Origin of the sequence: Pedobacter cryoconitis (assembly GCF_003259615.1) — a bacterium.
GTDB classification, from domain to species: Bacteria; Bacteroidota; Bacteroidia; order Sphingobacteriales; family Sphingobacteriaceae; genus Pedobacter; species Pedobacter cryoconitis.
In genome coordinates, this window is record NZ_QLLR01000002.1 from 300,700 (window position 1) to 318,540 (window position 17,841).

Consider the following 17,841-nt stretch of genomic DNA (forward strand, 5'->3'; position numbering starts at 1 on the left):
AGAAGTTCATATGAGAAAAGAGAATTCATCTAATGCAATAAATAAAGAATTTCTGCATAGATCTTGTAAAGTCAATGAAGCCATGGATTTGATCTCAGGAAGATGGAAAGCGCTGATCATTATATTTATAGGAGAAAAAACAAATCGCTTCAGTTTGCTCAAAGCTGTATTAGGCAATATCTCTGATCAGACACTGGGACGTCAGCTCAAAGAATTAGAGAATGCAAAATTGATTACCAGAACTATAATTCCCGGTGTACCTGTCAGGGTAGATTACGAACTTACTGAAAAAGGTAAATCACTGCTGCCCATATTAGATGCACTGGAAGAATGGGGCATAACTTAGTACCCCGGATACTTGAAAACAGATATTAGCATGGAAAGGATCCAACTATTTAAGCGACTGAATCTCTTAAATGAACTTTCAGATCATTTTTAGATTTATACCTCGAGATCCCAACAGACTCATACCCTTTTTCGGCCATTAGAATAGCTTCTTCTATATTTTCAGCAAATACAATCAACCATTTCAGCTCTCCTTTTTTTGTACAAATCCGGTCTACATGGAAATTCCTGATCTCCATCGGCTCAGGAGAATGCGCTTTACCTTCAGAGAAATACACTTTAAATAAATTCATAAGCAGATTAAGACCTGGTTAGCCAGCCTTACCTAGTATAAACGTAAACTAAAATGTTTTAGATGTCATTGATTTGTCATTAAGAATAATTTTTAAAGCCTAAGCTGCGTAGCAATAGCTGCCAGATCCTTCAGCCCCTTATCGAGTTGATCGTTCCATGGCATCCCAAAGTTTAACCGCATACAATTGGCAAATTGATTTTGTAAAGTAAACAGCCTGCCCGGCGCAATGCTAACTCCTTTTTTTATAGCCAATTCATACAATTCAATCGTATCTATTTTCTGATCAAACTCTACCCATAAAACCATTCCTCCCTGTGGTCTGCTTACTTTAGTTCCTTCGGGAAAATAATCATTGATAGCCCGTATATATTGCAGGCTATTGGTATGTAAGGTATTTCTTAGTTTACGTAAATGATGCTCGTAACGTCCGGTTTCCAGGAAATTTGCAATTACTTCCTGGGTAATATTTGTAGAAGTAATAGCATGAAAGAGCTTCATCCTGAGAATCTCTGACTTAAATTTGCCGGGTGAGATCCACCCTACCCTATAACCCGGAGCCAGCGTCTTTGAAATGGAACTGCACCAGAGCACCAGTCCGCTTTCATCATAAGTTTTGCAGGTATTAGGACGGTTAGTCCCAAAATATATATCCCCATAAATATCATCTTCTATCAAAGGGATATTATACTTTTGGATCAACCTCACCACTTCTTTTTTATGTTCATCGGGCATTAAACTCCCTAAGGGGTTACTAAAATTACTAACCAGCAGACACAGGTTAATCTTATTACCTTCCAGTGCTTTTTTCAAGGCCCCGATTTCAATTCCTGTTTGCGGATGAGTGGGCAATTCCATCACTTTCAGCCCCAGGCTTCTGGCCAATTGTAAAACCCCGAAATATACCGGACTTTCCACTGCGATCGTATCCCCGGGTTTACTCATCGCCATCATGGCATAAGAAATAGCATTAATGCAGCCACTGGTCGTAATAATGTTCTCATGACTTAAATCAGGGATAGTAAAGGCATGTCTGGCAATTTGCTTTCTTAATTTCTCATTTCCCTGGATTTCCCCATATGCAGTACCGCTTCCTTTTAATTCCCGCATGGCCTGGATAAGCCCCTTGTTTAATTTGGCAATAGGCAATAGTTCATCGGCAACAACCGCATGTGCCAGCGTAATACTCATCGGAGCAGCGTTATTGTATACTTTTTCCAGTAAGTCTTCGATCTGGATCTGACTGCTTTCACTACTGGGCTCACTGATTTTTGGCAGGGCTGGAATTCGTTTTAAGGAACCACTTATATAGTATCCGGATTTTGGCCTGGTTTCAATAAGCCCCTTACTTTCAAGTTCGTAATAGACCTTAATCGCAGTACTCTGACTTGTCCCATACCTTTTACAAAACTCACGGAGCGAAGGAAGTTTGTCGCCTATGGCCAGTACATTATTTTTAATCTGCTGTTCTAATCCATTTGCTATCCGCTGGTACAAATGATCCCTTTGAGCTAATTTATCCTGCATAATCTTCAACTGCTATGCTCAAATATATCAAAACTGCATCTGCATTCATAGTAGTATTTACCTTAACTTTGTTTCAATTCATAAAGACAGAAATTTAATATGGAAATTACACATAGCACAACCAAAGACATTGACGCAATCTTCGACCTTTACGATCAGGCAACTGAACATATGAAAAAAGTAGGTCTTCTATTCTGGCAAGGGTTTGAAAGATCACTTATTCAGAAAGAAATTGATGAAAACAGGCATTTTAAGATCTTAGTTGATGGACAACTGGCCTGTACTTTTTGCATTACACATCATGATCCGGCCATCTGGAAAGAAAAAGACAAAGATCCGTCAGTTTATATTCACCGTATCGCCACAAATCCTTTGCTAAGAGGAAATTCTTATGTAAAACATATCGTTGCCTGGGCAACTCAATTTGCAAAGGACAATCAACGTTCTTTTGTCAGATTGGATACAGGAAGTGGTAATGATAAATTGAATAATTACTATATCAGCTGCGGCTTTAACTACCTCGGTGTTACACAGCTGGATGATGTAAGCAGTTTGCCTGCACACTATAAACATGGTTCTTTCAGTTTATTTGAAATTCCACTTAACTAAGCAAAATGAACGATCAGACGAATTTAGAAATCCTGCCTCCGGGTTTACCTGTTCCCAAGGATGATGGAGCTTGTCATCATTTATCAGGATTAATGATCCCTGATCTGGCATTACGCGGTACTCATGGCGAACTCGTGCAGCTCACTTCAATTAAAGGCCGGCTGGTTATTTATTGTTACCCGATGACCGGGCCTGCAGAGGTTCCGCTTCCTGAAGGCTGGGATGCTATTCCGGGGGCCAGAGGTTGTACACCGCAAGCGTGTTCCTTCCGGGATCATTACCAGGAATTGAAACAACTGAATACACAGGTTTATGGAATGAGTACGCAATCAACTGCAGATCAGCTGGAGTCCAAAGAACGGCTGCATCTTCCTTTTGATTTGTTAAGTGATGAAAATCTGGAGTTTACGAAGGCTTTAAACTTACCGCTTCACCTGGTAGATGAGCTTAAATTTCTGAAACGGGTAACCCTGATTTTTGAAGACGGAGTAATCACTAAATATTTTTATCCGGTTTTTCCTCCTGATAAAAATGCAGAGGAAGTACTGGCATATTTAAGATAAGAGTGGATTAAATCCACTCTTATCTATTTGATAAACCAAACCCGGCTCCCCTGCAAAATCAATTGTTTTAAGAAAGCTAAAGCCCATTTTCTCTAGTACGTGTATGGACCTGGTATTCACTTTCATCACCCGGCCAACAACTTTTTCTATTCCGGATTTCTTAAAACCCAAATCCAGACAAGCAATAGCCGATTCTGTTGCATAGCCTGTATTCCAATTCTTCCTGAAAAAACGAAAACCAAGATCATACTCCGCTGTCTCCTCAGTGTATTTCAATCCGCACCAACCCAAAAATTCATTATTTGTCTTTTTAATGACCGCCCACCTTCCAAAGCCATATTTCAAATAATGATCGTAGTTTCTAAGAAAATCTTCAGCTCCTGCTATATTTTCAAAGGCCTGATCACCAGTATACTGGATAACTTCAGGATCAAGGTTTAAATTAAAAAAGTCTGGTGCATCGGTCGTAACCAATTCCCTTAATATTAATCTATCTGTTTCTAATATATGCACCATAAACTATTCAATTATTGCTGTTCATTAAAAATCAACTTTTTCCATAAACTCTATAACTTCTCCATTCGGACTATAAACCAGGGAATTACGTACTGTAATAGCCGGATTGCCTAAATGAAGTATCATTGGCTCATGACAAGGCGTTGCTCCCCCTGCAATAGCCATGTCATAAGCTATTTTTGAATCTTTAACAGTGAGGCAGATATGCAGTAAAGCGGTTTGAACGAATGCTTCATGCGCTAGTTTTTGCCTTCCCTGCGCCGGAATATCAGCCTGGTTATCATATATTTCAAGATAACTTAAGCCATCAGGAGATTTTAACATCGCAGCCTGTTTAAGCTTAAACGCCGGTAATGACCAGGTATGCCCCACACTATACCCTATTACTTCAGTATAAAACCGGACAGTCTGTTCAAAATTTTCTGCCCTGATTGCTATATGGTGTAAGCCTGTGATGCCTATATCATTTTTTAGTATTGCCATAATTTAAGAATTTATCTTCAAATTTACAGCTGGAAGCGCTTAGAGTAATGAACTTACAAAATTGTAAGCGATTAGCTTTCCTGCCAATCAGATGAGAAAAACCACTTCAACAAATTATATCAATGCCACGAAATTACATGGATTATGCGATGCAGCTTATACTTTATCGCAGCTGAGCGGTCGCTGGAAACTAACACTATTGGTGAAATTGGGTGAGGGCAGTAAAAGATTTTCTGAGCTTAAAGGCGAGGTTCCTGCCATTACTGAACGTATACTGGCTTTACAGTTAAAAGAACTGGAGAAAAGCGGGTTAATTAGTAAACAGGAGTCCACTTTGAAAAAAAAGCAATATAGTTACGAATTATCACCCTTAGGAAAGTCAATGGACCAGGTGATCCAATCACTTTCAGCCTGGGGTAAAATCAATAATTTACAAGCGGAATTGTAAGGTTGTTCTGATGGCGAAATTTGACGGCTCCAGTCCTGGCTCACTTAAGTGTTCTTTTTGAGTGAGGCGGTGCAAGAAATCGATACGGATAATCTTAAAAATATTTTCCACCCCATAACCAACTTCTACGTAAGGCACATTATTTAAACTCCGGTTCAGATTTGTACGTCCCCTTAAAAAGGCCTCATTATTTTTGTTGGACAAACTGCCTTGCAACACATTTAAAACAGCAACAGTACGCACGTTCAATGATTTCAGCAACGGAATACTGTTCGTAATCAGCCCTTCCATATGCTGGGTATAGTTAAGGGAAATAAACCGGTCGCTTGTAAATTCCATAAAGCGCATCGTATTAAAACTATAGCGGTGATTTTCAAGTAAAGGATAAGGGATTGCACTTGGAATATAACCTGCGGTCAGGGAATAATCCCCTATTCCTAAAATACCCATACGCGGTCTTTGACTAATATTGAAATAGAATTTATTGTAGTCAAAATCTCCGCTTAAAGCCTTAGTTCCCCTGATATACCTGAAAGTTAATATAGGATTACTGTTTCCATTACCAATAATTAGTCTTTTGTTTATTTTAGAGGATTCCAGCAAACGTCTGCCGGGTGTCCATTGTACCTCCGTTGCAATTTCAGAAACTTCGTACCTGTTATAGATCCGCTGATCTGCCTGATCATGGTAGTGGAAATTAAACAAGGGATCGAAAGTACGGTGAACTAAAGTGACTTTACCTCTTATAGTCGGTGTAATATCGGTTTGAATATATGCCTGACCTATATTCTGAGTAAATGGCCCTCTTCTGATTACCCGGCCATTCCGGATAGAAGCCATAAATACATTGTTCGCTTTATTAATAAAATTCTCGAATTGATAACCTGTCTGACCAATATCGTGCTGAAAGGAAACTCCTGCCTGTACCCATGGTTTACGGGAGAAAATATAATCGACAGCAGCGTTATATTTAAAGCGCTCATCCCGGAATCCATAACTTAAAAATCCACTTAGAATTAGCTTATCACTAAAATTGGTATTGGTGGTTGCCCCTATTCTGAGTACATTTCCTTCCAAATCGTTATAGCTATAGGTGTAAGGATAAGGTCCAAAACTTATCTTTCCAACTTTATAATAACCATTGATTAACATACCCGCTATATCTGCATAGGTTTTCACCAAAGGCAGGTTCTTAACCGTATCTATCATTTTATAAACTGCCTTATCCGCAGCGGTTAACGAGTCTGCACGGTTTTTGACCCAATACTGATCATCCTTCTTATTGACATCTTTACTCATCACCAGGCTCTCTTTAAAATCAGAAACCGGGTAATCTTTATTAACTTCAATATTTTTATTGGATAAATAGAACTTGGCAATAAAGCCGGACAATTTCTTTTGTGTAGTCCCTACGTTAACGACAATACGGGTTTGTCCCGGTAACCATGCCGTTGTTCCGCCTGCTTTTACCATCGCTTGCTGTATCCTGATCTTGTTCAAAAAGTTCAGGTTAGCATCTTTTGAAACCTTACAATCAATCTGAAATAACGCATAGCTGTCACGTGTAATCCACATCACCCCTTCAAAAGCCAGATCATGCGATCTTTTAGGCTTGAATTCAATTTTATAACACTCTCTGCCATTTATCTTATCATAAGCATCAATCAGCTCATAATTATAATGCGTTTTCCAGTTATCACTGGTAGGAGAAATGAAGTCTTTGTTAGCGAGTTTTAAAAAGTTATTGTAAAAATTATATTGCAAAAATGTAGAGCCAACTAATTGAGAAATCAGTGTTTCATCCTCTATTCCTACCCCGCTAACTTTGGTGCGCAGTACATTTTCTGTTTTGCGCTCCGGACTCGTGGTATACTTATAATCAGAAACTGTTTCAGACATAAATATGGGTAAAATAGGTGTTCCTTCTTCTCCGGCAATCTTTTGCAGATTCTCCATTAAAGGTAAAACCTGTTTAATCACCTTATTCTTCTTCATTTTCTCACTGATATTAGTGACTGATATTTCAATACGGTTATAGCTTTGGTATTGATAACTTTTCAGATACTTCTGATCATTGATAGGTTTATTTTTAACCAGGTTGTCCATGATCTCCCAGGCCGGGTTCACATAACTTTTAGGACTGATGGTCACCCCATTTAAAATACGTCCGTTTACGGCCAATTGAAAATCAACTATCGTTTTCGGGGCTTTAGGCAACAGTTTTTTACCCGGCAAATAGCTAACATAGGCTGTATAGATGGAATCATTGGCAATATCATGGGGAATAGCTAAATGATATAAACCATCAAAATCGGAAGCAGTACCTTTAATTGTCCCATTTTTCAGCTTTACAAAAATGGTTGCATAAGGAATGGCTTCACCTGTTTGTCCATCAGTTATCTTTCCCGTTATCACTACAGGTTGCTGTGCGTATACAGTGTTTACGCCCAAAACATTTACAATTAATGCAAGCAGTAAAATGTATAAGTTTTGTTTTTTGCCGGGAAAATGAAATAAAAAGAAGATGAGTTCTTTAACCTGCATAGCGTAATAAATTGTTAAAGCTGAGATTTGCGTTTAATTGTTGCGAATTGTAAATACAATGTAAAAACTATTTACATCATGTCAATACACAAAAAAGAGGAATTATAAAATAATTTTCAACTGCGCCGTGAAACCTTTAGAAAGGCAGGAATTGATTTACAGAAATATAGACTTCATTGAACAGTATTAAGATGAGCATCAAATGGTTAGGCGTAATGAAACAAACCTGTTACAAATATAATATTTGAAGCGTCGATTTAGCATAAAAAGCTATTTGTTAATATAGATTTAACAAATTTTAACTAAAATCCATTTACTGATGCTGTTCTGACCTTCTTTGATCCCATTCTGTTCTGGAAATTTCAAACCAATCATGGTCAATCCCGCCCAAATCAAATTTCTCCAGGTAACGCATTCCTACTTTTTCCAGCACTACTCTTGAAGCTTTATTTCCGGAATCTGCCATCGCATAGATTTTGTCAGGCATTAATTCACTGAAGCCATAGTCTATAGAAGCCCGTGCTGCCTCTGTTGCATAACCCTTTCCCCAATATTTTTGAATAAACCGATAACCTACTTCATAGTAGTTGGTGTGGTCATTATAACTTCCAGTCACATATTTTAATCCTGCCCAGCCTATAAACTCATTCGTATCCTTTTTGATCACGGCAAGCCGGCCTGTCCCGTTAGCGATGTATTGTGCCCTGATAAACTCAATAACTTCCTCTGCCTGCTGAACATGAACAAATGGTTTTTCGCCTAAATATTGAAGCACTAAAGGGTCAGTATACATTTCATACATACTACTAGTATCAGACGATAAAATCTCCCGTAAAATCAACCTGTCAGTCTCAGCTAATATATTCATGCTATATTTTTACTCAAAAGTTAATAAATTATTTTAAAACACAGCTATTAGAATAATAACAGCTGTGTTCTCCTAATTTTACTTCAGTCTGAATTTGTCTCCGGCTCCATAAAGACTAAATCGCAAATTTTCAAAAGTAATCAGATGATTTTCCCGGATCTTCACCTTTTCAGGATCAGCTACGCGGAGTACCTGGCTGACTCCGGCTACAGTAATGTTCTTACCTTGTACAATGATGGCTGTTCCTTCATCAATTCCAATACAATCATATCCCGGATAAGCCGTTACCGCAGATAAAAGACGGTTATAGCGACTGCGTTTTATAAAATGCTGATCAATAATTACCGAGTCCAATAAGCCCATTCCACTTTCAAACTCTATGTTACCGGCTCTCAGTTTATTAAAGGTTTCCCTGTAATTGGTATCGAGCAACTGGTTTCCGGTAATCATATGTTTACTCATCACCGCAGCTCCCGCACTTGTTCCGGCAATCGTCGCCCCGTTTTGATATGCCTGATGAATTGCCCCGTAAACCGGAGTATTTAAAACGACTTTCATAAAACGGCTTTGATCACCACCTGTGATAAAAACAAGCCTTGCCCCTGCCAGAGAGTCCAGCCATGATTGATCGCGGACTTTTTCACCGGCAAAATTGAAACTGTAAATATTGTTTTTAGCGGCTGCTGACAACTGTTTTTTAATCGCTTCAAAAGAGGCTTCCGGCTCAGCTGTTGCCATGGGCAAAACCACGATATAATCGTTTGGCCTGAGATTAGCCGTTTTAATCAGCGTACTGATCAGTTCAGGCGAACGATCACCACCTCCAATAATAAACAGGCTTCCTTTTGGTAAAACCGGAACTGCGGGCTTAGTTTTATATTGTGCAAATGATGGATTCACGACAAATAACAAGAACAGCGAAACCAGGCAGTAAATGCGCCAATGAGTTTTATAAATCATCATCCCTGTTATTTATAAATTAAAACTTCAATTTTACCATTTTCAGTTACTGTTCCTCTGTACATTCCTTCGGTATTGAATGGCATGCTTACGTTACCTTTTGCATCCAGCGCAATCAGGCCACCATCCCCTCCCATTTTACCTACTTTATCCAATACCGCGCGGGAAGCATCAGCTACAGACATATTTTTATATTCCATCATGGCAGAAATATCATGAGCGACCACATTACGGATATAAAATTCTCCCCACCCAGTGCAGGAAATACCAGCAGTTGCATTATTCGCATAAGTTCCTGCCCCAATAATTGGTGAGTCACCTACACGGCCATATCTTTTATTAGTCATTCCGCCAGTAGAAGTACCCGCAGCCAAATTTCCATTTTTATCTAAGGCTACCGCGCCCACAGTACCAAATTTATAATCAGGATTAATGGTCCCTAATTTCATCGATTTTTTATTGCCATGGTCTAAAACAGACTTCGTAGAATCTTCTTTAATTGCTTGTTGTAAACCGTCCCAGCGCTCTTTGGTATAAAAATATTTTGGATCAACAATTTCAACTCCGGCCTGTTTAGCAAACAATTCTGCGCCCGGACCAACCATCATTACATGCTCAGATTTCTCCATGACTGCCCTGGCTGCCGATATAGGATTTTTAATCGTTGTTACCCCTGCTACTGCTCCTGCCATCAATGTTTTTCCTTCCATAATTGCAGCATCCATTTCATTTTTACCATCATGGGTAAATACAGCGCCTTTTCCTGCATTAAATAATGGAGAATCTTCCATGATATGAATCGTAGCCTCCACCGCATCTAAACTGGTCTTGCCCGATTTTAACACGTCATATCCTGTTTTTAATGCTTTGGTCAATGCTGCAATATAAGCCGCTTCCTTTTCAGGGCTCATATTTTTCCTGGTGATGGTTCCCGCTCCTCCATGGATAACCATTACATATTTTTCTTGTCCGTAGGCCAGGTTAGCTACCAAACAGAACAGCAGTACAGCTATTGTTTTTAAGTTCTTATTCATCATTTTGGTTTTTTTATTTTGGTTGAAGGTGATTTGAAATATAATAACAATTTTTGAGTGGAGCGCATTTACAAGTCTCCACTCAAATGATTATTAATAGTTAGGATTTTGAACAGTATTTTTATTGACCGAAATTTCCAATGCAGGTAACGGAAGGGAGTATTGAGCTTTTGAAGGCAACAATTTAAGCGCTCCAGAGGTATTTATGGCATCTTCTGGTAACCTTTCTACTGGTAAATTTCTGCGTTTCAAGTCAAAGAACCGATGACCTTCAAAGGCTAATTCTTTAAAGCGTTCGGTATAAATTGCCTGAATCAAATCATCCTTACCAGCAAAATTTGCTGCGGCATAGTCATTAATTCTTGCAGCGCGCAAAGCATTCAGATCTCCAGCTGCATTACCTGTACTTTCGGCTTCAGCCTCTGCCCGGATTAAATACATTTCTGCGGTACGGAACATTTTCAAATTCGCCAGTCCCGGGGATACCGCAGTACCAGCATATTTGTTAACCAGGTACTGAGATTTCTTCAACCCTCTTGTAGTATCAAACTTGATATAAGCCTGATAACGGATATCATTTTTCTGATCAAAAGAATTGATCAATTTAAAAGAAGGCGCATATAAAACTATATTTCCGGTCTGACGGTAAAACAAGTCACCTGTCCTTGTTTCCTCAGGCATTCTTTTTAGCTTCCAGATAACCTCATTATCCAGCGAGTCAGTCCATATGCCCGGAAATTGGGCAGCTGTTGCCAATGGCACTGAATTGATCACCTCCGTAGAATAGGTTATTGCCTCTGCCCAGTTTTTCTCATACAAAGCCAGTCTTGCCTGTATCGCTGAAACCGCGATTTTAGTAATCCTGGTTTTATCATCAAAAGATAATGGGATCAAAGCTTTAGCCGCGATAAGATCAGCTTTAGCAGCAGCGACTACCGCTTCAAAAGAATCTCTTGCGGGATAACTTACCACTGAGGTTTTCATGTACGGAACTCCCAAAGCACCATTTTGATAAGCTGAACCATACATTCTGAGCAATTCGAAATGACAAAAAGCTCTGAGTGCCAGTAATTCTCCACGGTAACGATCCCCCGATGCTTTATCAGTAATAGTGAGTTTGTCCAAACCTGTTAAAACACGGTTTACCCTATCTATAGCTACATAATAGTCACTATAAGAACTGGTAACAGACCCATTATCGGCAGTATAAAGCCATCTGTGGGCATCTGTATTACTCACTGTATTTTCTGCAGGCAGCATTACTTCATCCGAAATAATAGCATTTACGCCTATCAAAGTATAATTCAATTGTCCATAAACTCCGATCAGTCCTAAATCGACATCATTCAGGTTTCGGTAAGCTTTCTCTGCGTCTATGGTATCCGTAGGCTTTAAATCCAGTTTGGTACAGGAGTTAAGCAGAAGAAACAAAGCGCAGACTATTGTATATTTTAGAGGATTAATCATGGCTGTAATTTTAGAAGTTAACACTAATTCCTGCGGTATATGTTCTTGCATTCGGATATTGGAAAAGGCCCGCAACGCCGTTATTTTCAGGGTCCAGCCCTCTCCATTTAGTCCAGGTGACCAGGTTCTGTCCCTGCACAAAAACCTTTAAGTTGCTGAATACCTTTATTTTTTCCAGCAGCGTTTTAGGTAAGGTATAACTGATATTTACATTTCTTAACCTCAAAAATGAAGCATCCTGAATATCTTTTGACGTGAAATTTCTTGGAATATCAAAACGTTGCAAGGTTTTCACATCACCGGGTTTCATCCAGCGGTCGTCCAGCATCCTGATCGATTGATTACTGGTTGCATAACGCTGATTTTCATTGTAAAAATCTTCATTGTTCCAACGGGAAACACCAGATACAAAAGAGAATAGCGCACTTGCTGTAATTCCTTTCCAGCTTAAACTGGTATTAAAACCTCCTGTAAATGAAGGATATAAACTTCCCGATTTTGCCACACTTTGCGTATTGGAATTATAAGTGGTCGTAATGCTTCCATCCAAATTATAGTACTGTGCTTCACCAGTTTGCGGATTCACGCCTGCCCATTGCGGCGCATAATAAGATCCATAAGGTAAACCAACCTGTAAGATCCTTGTATCTCCATCAGGGTAAGAATCTGCAACATCGGTTACATGGAGCACCACATTTTTATTATAACCTGCATTTACGCCAACCGTCCACGTGAAATCTCTTGTTTTTATAATATCCCCACTCAAATCAAACTCTACTCCCCTGTTTCTCATCTTTCCGGTACTCAAACTCAGCAGTGGAAAACCAGCAGTCGCTGATGGCGGCTGATCGATAAACATATTATTGGTGATTTTATTATAATAATCGGCAGACAGGCGTAACCGGTGACTTTTAAATAAAGCGAGCTCAAAACCAGTATTGAATTCGTTCACATATTCCCAGTCAAAATTGGGGTTACCGGCAGAAATCGGGCTGACTCCTGGTTTACCTCCATAAGTTACATTTGCACCATAAGTTGGCAGGTATAAGAAATCTCCCGCTCCAAAAGGACTTGCTGAAGTACCATAGCTAATTCTGAAGCTCAGCTCTGAAATGAGTGCACTATTTTTCAGGAAATCTTCATTTTTAGCATTCCAGTTGGCCCCTACAGAGTAAAAGCCATGCCATTTATTTTGAGGGGCAACTTTCGTCGATCCATCATAACGGTAACTTCCGGTCAGCGTATATTTATTGTCATAGGTATACCTGGCCACACTCATCAAAGAAGCCAATGCACTACTTGTTTTTGAACCACCAACATTAGGCAGATAGTCCACGCTATTTGTAATTCCGGCAGGTGTTTCGGGTAAACGCCCGTCTAATCCAAAGCCTGTAAAACCAAATGAATTGTAATTGTTATAGACATATTCGTAAAAAGCAGAAGCTTCAAAATCATGTTTTTCATTGAACGTTTTAGCGAAAGTCAAACCCGTAGTAGAAATAATATTGAAATTCCTTCTCGTTCCTTCATCAAATCTTCCCTTTCCACCCAATGTATTGGTATTGTTCGTAGATCCATAGTAGGAATCCGGATTGATATAAGCCTGATCGGTTGAATTTCTATAATCTATACCTGCTCTGGTGGTAATTTTCAGTTCTGGCAGAATTTGATAAGCTAGTGCAACACCAATAATAGATTTTAACTGATCCGTTTTGCTCGATGAGTTTAATAAACGCTCTAACGCCTGGCTGCCCTCCCGCTGATCCGCAATAAAATACTGATCCTGGTTACCCGGATGAATCAAGGTTCCATCAGGCGCGTAAGGATTTTCGTAAGGAAGCGCGTAATAAACCGCAGACATGGCCGTTCCGCCTCTGCTACTGCCTTCCCCTTCAGTAAAACTCTGGTTAGAATAGCCAATATTCAAGTTTACATTTCCAGAAAACTTGTCTGATTTAAAATCAAGATTACTTTTCAGCGCATATCTTTCCAGTCCTGTACGTTTAGCAACCCCATCTTGTTTGTAATAGTTCAAAGAGTTATAAAAACGTACATTCTCATTACCGCCACTTACACTAACCTGTTGTTCCTGGAATTTGCTTTGCTGATAGAATTCATCCCGCCAGTCAATATTGATATTTCTGATACTATCTAAAATATGATCTGCACTTTGTCTGAAAGCCGGTGTTCCGGAAATATAATCAGGGTTTTTAGCAGAATAGGTCCATCCCGGCCCAAGATCTCTTCCAAAGTCAAGACCTACGCCTTCTTCAAATGATAAGCGCTGCGCAGTATTCATCATCGTAAATTTAGGATCAGTCAATTTCGAAAAACCATATTGAGAGGTATACTGTACTTGTATTTTACCTGCTTTTCCTTTTTTAGTGGTGATGACAATTACCCCATTAGATCCTCTTGATCCATAGAGTGCTTTGGCAGAGGCATCTTTTAATACCGTTACATTCTCAATATCGGCAGAATTGATAGTTTGGAAGAAACTGGCTTCAATTGGTGTTCCGTCCATAATATATAATGGTGCGGAAGATCCGTTCACGCTGCCCACTCCGCGGATCACCACTGCAGCACTTTGCCCAGGCTGTCCTGAGCTGGAAATAACGCTCATTCCTGCAACCCTGCCCTGTAAAATCTGGTCAAAGGTTAGTCCTGCCACATCGTTAATTTTCTCTGCCGTGACCAAAGTTGCCGCACTCGCCGATTGTGTGCGTTTATAATTTGTATAACCTGTGACAACCACTTCCTGTAAGTTCCGGTTATCACTTTTTAAGATCACATTCCTGGTATTTCCACTGGCCGAAAGCGTCTGTTTGATATAACCTACATAAGAAAATTCAAGGGTTGCCGACGCATCAGGAACACGTATCGCATAATTCCCTTTTGAATCGGTTGTTGTAGCCACAGTTGATCCGCTTAGTTTAACTGATACCCCGGGCAATGGTAAACCTGCCTCATCTTCTACGCGACCAGAAATTACCTGATCATTTTGTGTTTTTACCGCCGGATAAATAACCACAAGATTGTTTTCCTTCAGGATATAGGTGAGACTTGTTTCCCTTAAAATAGATTTCATCGCTTCATCGAGTGAAACCAGGTGAAGGTTTAAGGATGCTTTTTCTTCTTTTGATAAGATTTGATCACTGTAAACAAACCGGTAATCGGTTTGCTGTTCGATAGTTTTCAGCAGATTTCTGATACTGATATGGTCTGCATTAATGGTAATTTTCTGTTGTGCAAAGCTTGTGGCCGAAACCTGCATACACATGATCAGTAAAATGAAGCCTGTAAGTTTTGTGAGCAGCAACATCCTGCTGTTGATCAAAGACTTACCAGCTCTTTCTAAGAGTAAGGTTTTTCTCATATTGGTTAGTTTTAAGGTGTGTTCAGGTATAAATTGTAAGGTGGTTCTGATTTTATTTACTCAGGATAATCCTGTTTTGTTCCGCTTTAAATTCAAACGGATAAGCGGTTTGCAAGGCTTCAAGAGTTTTTATAATACTCTCATTTTCAAAGGTTCCCGAGTAACGGTAAGTTTTAACCTCAGGGTCAGCGATATAAATTTCGATGCCGTACCAGTTTTGTAATTTTTCAGCAATTGCAGCTAGTGGTTCATTGTCAATAAGCATCGGGTGATGGATCCATTGAATCTCTTCAGATTGATGAGTCTCCGTATTACGGTTAAGAGAGGAAACTATAAATATATTTTTAAGGCTTTCATCTTTACTGGCAGGGGCACTATAAAATGATAGTTTTTCATCAGGCTTCAGCAAAACCCGGTATCCGGGATATTTTTTGGATTCTACCTGTACACTGCCATGAATCAAAGAGGTTTCAACCAGACCTGAATGCGGATAAGCTTTGACATTAAAACTTGTTCCGAGTACTTTAATATCATTGAAAGGAGTGTGTACAATAAAGGGATGTTTTGCGTCATGTTTAACCTCAAAAAAGGCTTCTCCTGTAAGCCAAAGTTCACGCTGCGCAGGATTGAAGTTTTTAGCCAGTTTGATTTCACTATTTTGATGCAGGGTAATGACTGTTCCGTCTATCAGGGTCACTGTTTTTCTGGGTACCTGACCGGAAGAAAAAACAGAGGCAGCAAAAGGATGTTCAACCTTAATATTTTCGGAGACTGAGTAACTCTGCTGTATAAAATAAAGAGAAACCAGGATAATTACAGCAGCAGCGGCAAAACTGATATATTTATAAAAGCCAGAGGATGATTTTAAGCCAGACTTTTCATTGAAATCTACCTGTTTTCCAGGAATACTTTCATCAGAAACAGTATGTAATAATTGCGCTAATGCTTCCTGCTGTTTAAATCCGCTTTTTAAGGCTTTAACTTGTTCCAGCCTGCTCCCCTGCTTAATAGTCAAAATATTTACCATTTTTTTCGCCTGCGCAATATCAAATGCTCTTTTAGGCATACTATTTATCCATTCTTCCCATAAAACATGGTTTTCAAGACTTATTCCAAGACAATATTGCTGAAAAGAGTCATTGCAAACTAATTCTTCTACTAAAAAATCGTGATCGGGAAACTTCATATATCCGTTTTATCTTATAGACGGAGAAATCACCTGATTTTCCTAAGAAAAATTCAGATTTATTTTCAAAAGAAGCAATTATCTTTATTTAAGGATCTTCCTTAGTATTTTTATCGCATCGTAAACGGTGTTGTAAGCCGTTTTTATGGTTTGAGAAGTCCGCTCTGCGATCTGTTCATAACTTAATCCTTCAAAAAACTTAAGCTGAATCAGTTCTGATTGTCTTGGCGTAAGTTGTGCGATAGCGACTCTTAATTTATTTTTAAGTTCTTCATCCTGCTGTACGCCAATCATAATGTCTTCGTAGGATAATTCGTTCTCTGCTTCACCATTTACCATTTTATTAACCGCCAGATTGGTCCGGTCAATATAAGCCAGCTGATCCAGCATACATCTTTTGAGGGAGGTCATCAGGTAAGATTTCACATTTTCCACCGGATTAAGCCGGGTTCTTTTATCCCATAGATTGAGGAACACCTGATTTACGCAATCTTTGACAAGCTCATCATCAGGATTAATCTTTAAGCCAAAGCGGATAAGATGGAAATATAGATTGTTATATAAGCCAAATAATGCGTTCTTGTCCCCAAGCCGCATTTGTTCCCAATAATTCTTATCCTGTTCTGTGGGTAGCATAAATCGAACTGAATATATGAATTTAAGGCAAGATATATTTATGCAGTTTGAATTTCGCAACTAATGGGTTGAATTGTGCAAACTGCTGCCCTGGTCTCCGGGGTACATTTGTCTTACAAAAAGACACAAATTATGGAAAATCAAAAAGTATGGTTCGTAACCGGAGCTTCCAAAGGGTTAGGACTGACGTTAATTAAACAATTATTAGCTCAGGGACACCTGGTAGCTGCAACTTCCAGAAGTATCGAAGAATTAAATGAAGGTGTGGGCGCTACCGCATCCGAGCGTTACCTGCCATTGAGCGTTGACCTGAGAGTTGAACAGAGTGTTGAACAGGCGGTAGAAAAAACAATGAATCAGTTTGGCCGCATTGACTTTGTAGTAAACAACGCAGGATATGGCCTTGCTGGTAGTCTGGAAGAGTTAAGCGATGAAGAAGCAAGAGGAAATTTTGACATCAATGTATTCGGTTCCTTAAACGTGATCCGTAAAGTAATGCCGCATTTACGCGCACAACAGTCGGGGCACATTTTTAATATCTCTTCTATTGGTGGTTTTACTGGGTATTTCCCAGGATTCGGAATTTACTGTGCTACAAAATTTGCCGTACAGGGTTTCACTGAAGCATTAGCGGCAGAGGTAAAGTCTTTCGGGATTTATGCAACGATTGTTTCTCCCGGATATTTCCGTACGAACTTCCTTTCTACAGGCTCTTTAAATGTACCTAAGCATCAGATTGAGGCTTACAAAGAGGTTCGCGAAAGTCAAAATCAGCATCAGCATCTTATTGACGGTAATCAGGCAGGAGATCCTGAAAAAGCAGCTGCAGCAATTATTAAAGTAGCGACTGAAGAAAATCCACCGCTGCATTTATTTTTAGGACAGGATGCTTATGATCTTGCTTATGCAAAAATGGATGCCGTAAAAGGGGATCTTGAAAATCTTAAGGAAATGATTACTTCAACAGGCTTCTAATGGCTTCCGGTA

17 protein-coding genes are annotated in these 17,841 nt (G+C 39.4%); 5 read left to right on the plus strand and 12 right to left on the minus strand.

The window, feature by feature from the left end:
* Nucleotides 1–10 precede the first annotated feature (10 nt).
* Nucleotides 11–346: a winged helix-turn-helix transcriptional regulator gene (locus LY11_RS04245; protein ID WP_111632485.1), complete on the plus strand. Its 336-nt coding sequence runs from the start codon at nt 11–13 to the stop codon at nt 344–346.
* A gap of 49 nt (nt 347–395) precedes the next feature.
* Here the strand turns inward: LY11_RS04245 and LY11_RS04250 are convergent, their stop codons facing one another.
* Both LY11_RS04250 and LY11_RS04255 read right to left on the minus strand, forming a co-directional pair.
* Nucleotides 396–638: a hypothetical protein gene (locus LY11_RS04250; protein WP_111632486.1), complete on the minus strand. Its 243-nt coding sequence runs from the start codon at nt 636–638 to the stop codon at nt 396–398.
* A 92-nt stretch (nt 639–730) separates the two neighbouring features.
* Nucleotides 731–2,164 carry an aminotransferase-like domain-containing protein gene (locus LY11_RS04255; protein WP_111632487.1) on the minus strand — a complete coding sequence of 478 codons (1,434 nt, stop codon included), beginning with the start codon at nt 2,162–2,164 and terminating at the stop codon, nt 731–733.
* A 99-nt stretch (nt 2,165–2,263) separates the two neighbouring features.
* Here LY11_RS04255 and LY11_RS04260 point away from each other — a divergent pair, with 99 nt between their 5' ends.
* Both LY11_RS04260 and LY11_RS04265 read left to right on the plus strand, forming a co-directional pair.
* Nucleotides 2,264–2,773 (plus strand): GNAT family N-acetyltransferase, encoded by a 510-nt coding sequence (locus tag LY11_RS04260; protein WP_111632488.1) that lies wholly within the window; start codon nt 2,264–2,266, stop codon nt 2,771–2,773.
* A 5-nt stretch (nt 2,774–2,778) separates the two neighbouring features.
* Nucleotides 2,779–3,336: a peroxiredoxin gene (locus tag LY11_RS04265; RefSeq protein WP_111632489.1), complete on the plus strand. Its 558-nt coding sequence runs from the start codon at nt 2,779–2,781 to the stop codon at nt 3,334–3,336.
* Here the strand turns inward: LY11_RS04265 and LY11_RS04270 are convergent.
* Both LY11_RS04270 and LY11_RS04275 read right to left on the minus strand, forming a co-directional pair.
* A complete protein-coding gene (locus tag LY11_RS04270; RefSeq protein WP_111632490.1) occupies nt 3,328–3,852 on the minus strand; it encodes a GNAT family N-acetyltransferase in 525 nt (174 codons plus the stop codon). The genes LY11_RS04265 and LY11_RS04270 overlap by 9 nt on opposite strands.
* 24 nt (nt 3,853–3,876) lie before the next feature.
* Nucleotides 3,877–4,335 carry a VOC family protein gene (locus tag LY11_RS04275; RefSeq protein ID WP_211321484.1) on the minus strand — a complete coding sequence of 153 codons (459 nt, stop codon included), beginning with the start codon at nt 4,333–4,335 and terminating at the stop codon, nt 3,877–3,879.
* A gap of 91 nt (nt 4,336–4,426) precedes the next feature.
* Between LY11_RS04275 and LY11_RS04280 the strand changes: the two genes are divergently transcribed.
* Entirely contained in the window at nt 4,427–4,783 is a 357-nt protein-coding gene (locus tag LY11_RS04280; RefSeq protein WP_111632491.1) for a winged helix-turn-helix transcriptional regulator, read from the plus strand.
* Here LY11_RS04280 and LY11_RS04285 read toward each other — a convergent pair.
* The 8 genes from LY11_RS04285 to LY11_RS04320 form a co-directional block, all read right to left on the minus strand.
* Complete coding sequence (locus tag LY11_RS04285) at nt 4,766–7,327, minus strand: DUF5686 family protein (protein ID WP_111632492.1); 2,562 nt, start codon at nt 7,325–7,327, stop codon at nt 4,766–4,768. The two genes, LY11_RS04280 and LY11_RS04285, sit on opposite strands and share 18 nt — an antisense overlap.
* Nucleotides 7,328–7,640: 313 nt before the next feature.
* Nucleotides 7,641–8,195, minus strand: a complete 555-nt coding sequence (locus LY11_RS04290) for a GNAT family N-acetyltransferase (protein ID WP_111632493.1) — start codon at nt 8,193–8,195, stop codon at nt 7,641–7,643.
* 78 nt (nt 8,196–8,273) lie between these two features.
* Complete coding sequence (locus tag LY11_RS04295; RefSeq protein WP_245952596.1) at nt 8,274–9,158, minus strand: cyanophycinase; 885 nt, start codon at nt 9,156–9,158, stop codon at nt 8,274–8,276.
* Between the two features lie 5 nt (nt 9,159–9,163).
* On the minus strand, nt 9,164–10,192 hold the full coding sequence (locus tag LY11_RS04300) for an isoaspartyl peptidase/L-asparaginase family protein (protein ID WP_111632494.1): 1,029 nt from the start codon (nt 10,190–10,192) through the stop codon (nt 9,164–9,166).
* A 90-nt stretch (nt 10,193–10,282) separates the two neighbouring features.
* A complete protein-coding gene (locus tag LY11_RS04305; RefSeq protein WP_111632653.1) occupies nt 10,283–11,656 on the minus strand; it encodes a RagB/SusD family nutrient uptake outer membrane protein in 1,374 nt (457 codons plus the stop codon).
* A gap of 10 nt (nt 11,657–11,666) precedes the next feature.
* Complete coding sequence (locus LY11_RS04310) at nt 11,667–15,032, minus strand: SusC/RagA family TonB-linked outer membrane protein (protein ID WP_245952599.1); 3,366 nt, start codon at nt 15,030–15,032, stop codon at nt 11,667–11,669.
* Nucleotides 15,033–15,084: 52 nt separating this feature from the next.
* Nucleotides 15,085–16,218 carry a FecR family protein gene (locus LY11_RS04315; protein WP_111632495.1) on the minus strand — a complete coding sequence of 378 codons (1,134 nt, stop codon included), beginning with the start codon at nt 16,216–16,218 and terminating at the stop codon, nt 15,085–15,087.
* 84 nt (nt 16,219–16,302) lie between these two features.
* Nucleotides 16,303–16,854: an RNA polymerase sigma factor gene (locus LY11_RS04320; RefSeq protein WP_111632496.1), complete on the minus strand. Its 552-nt coding sequence runs from the start codon at nt 16,852–16,854 to the stop codon at nt 16,303–16,305.
* Nucleotides 16,855–16,986: 132 nt separating this feature from the next.
* Here LY11_RS04320 and LY11_RS04325 point away from each other — a divergent pair, with 132 nt between their 5' ends.
* On the plus strand, nt 16,987–17,829 hold the full coding sequence (locus LY11_RS04325; protein WP_111632655.1) for an SDR family NAD(P)-dependent oxidoreductase: 843 nt from the start codon (nt 16,987–16,989) through the stop codon (nt 17,827–17,829).
* The last annotated feature ends 12 nt before the right edge of the window (nt 17,830–17,841 follow it).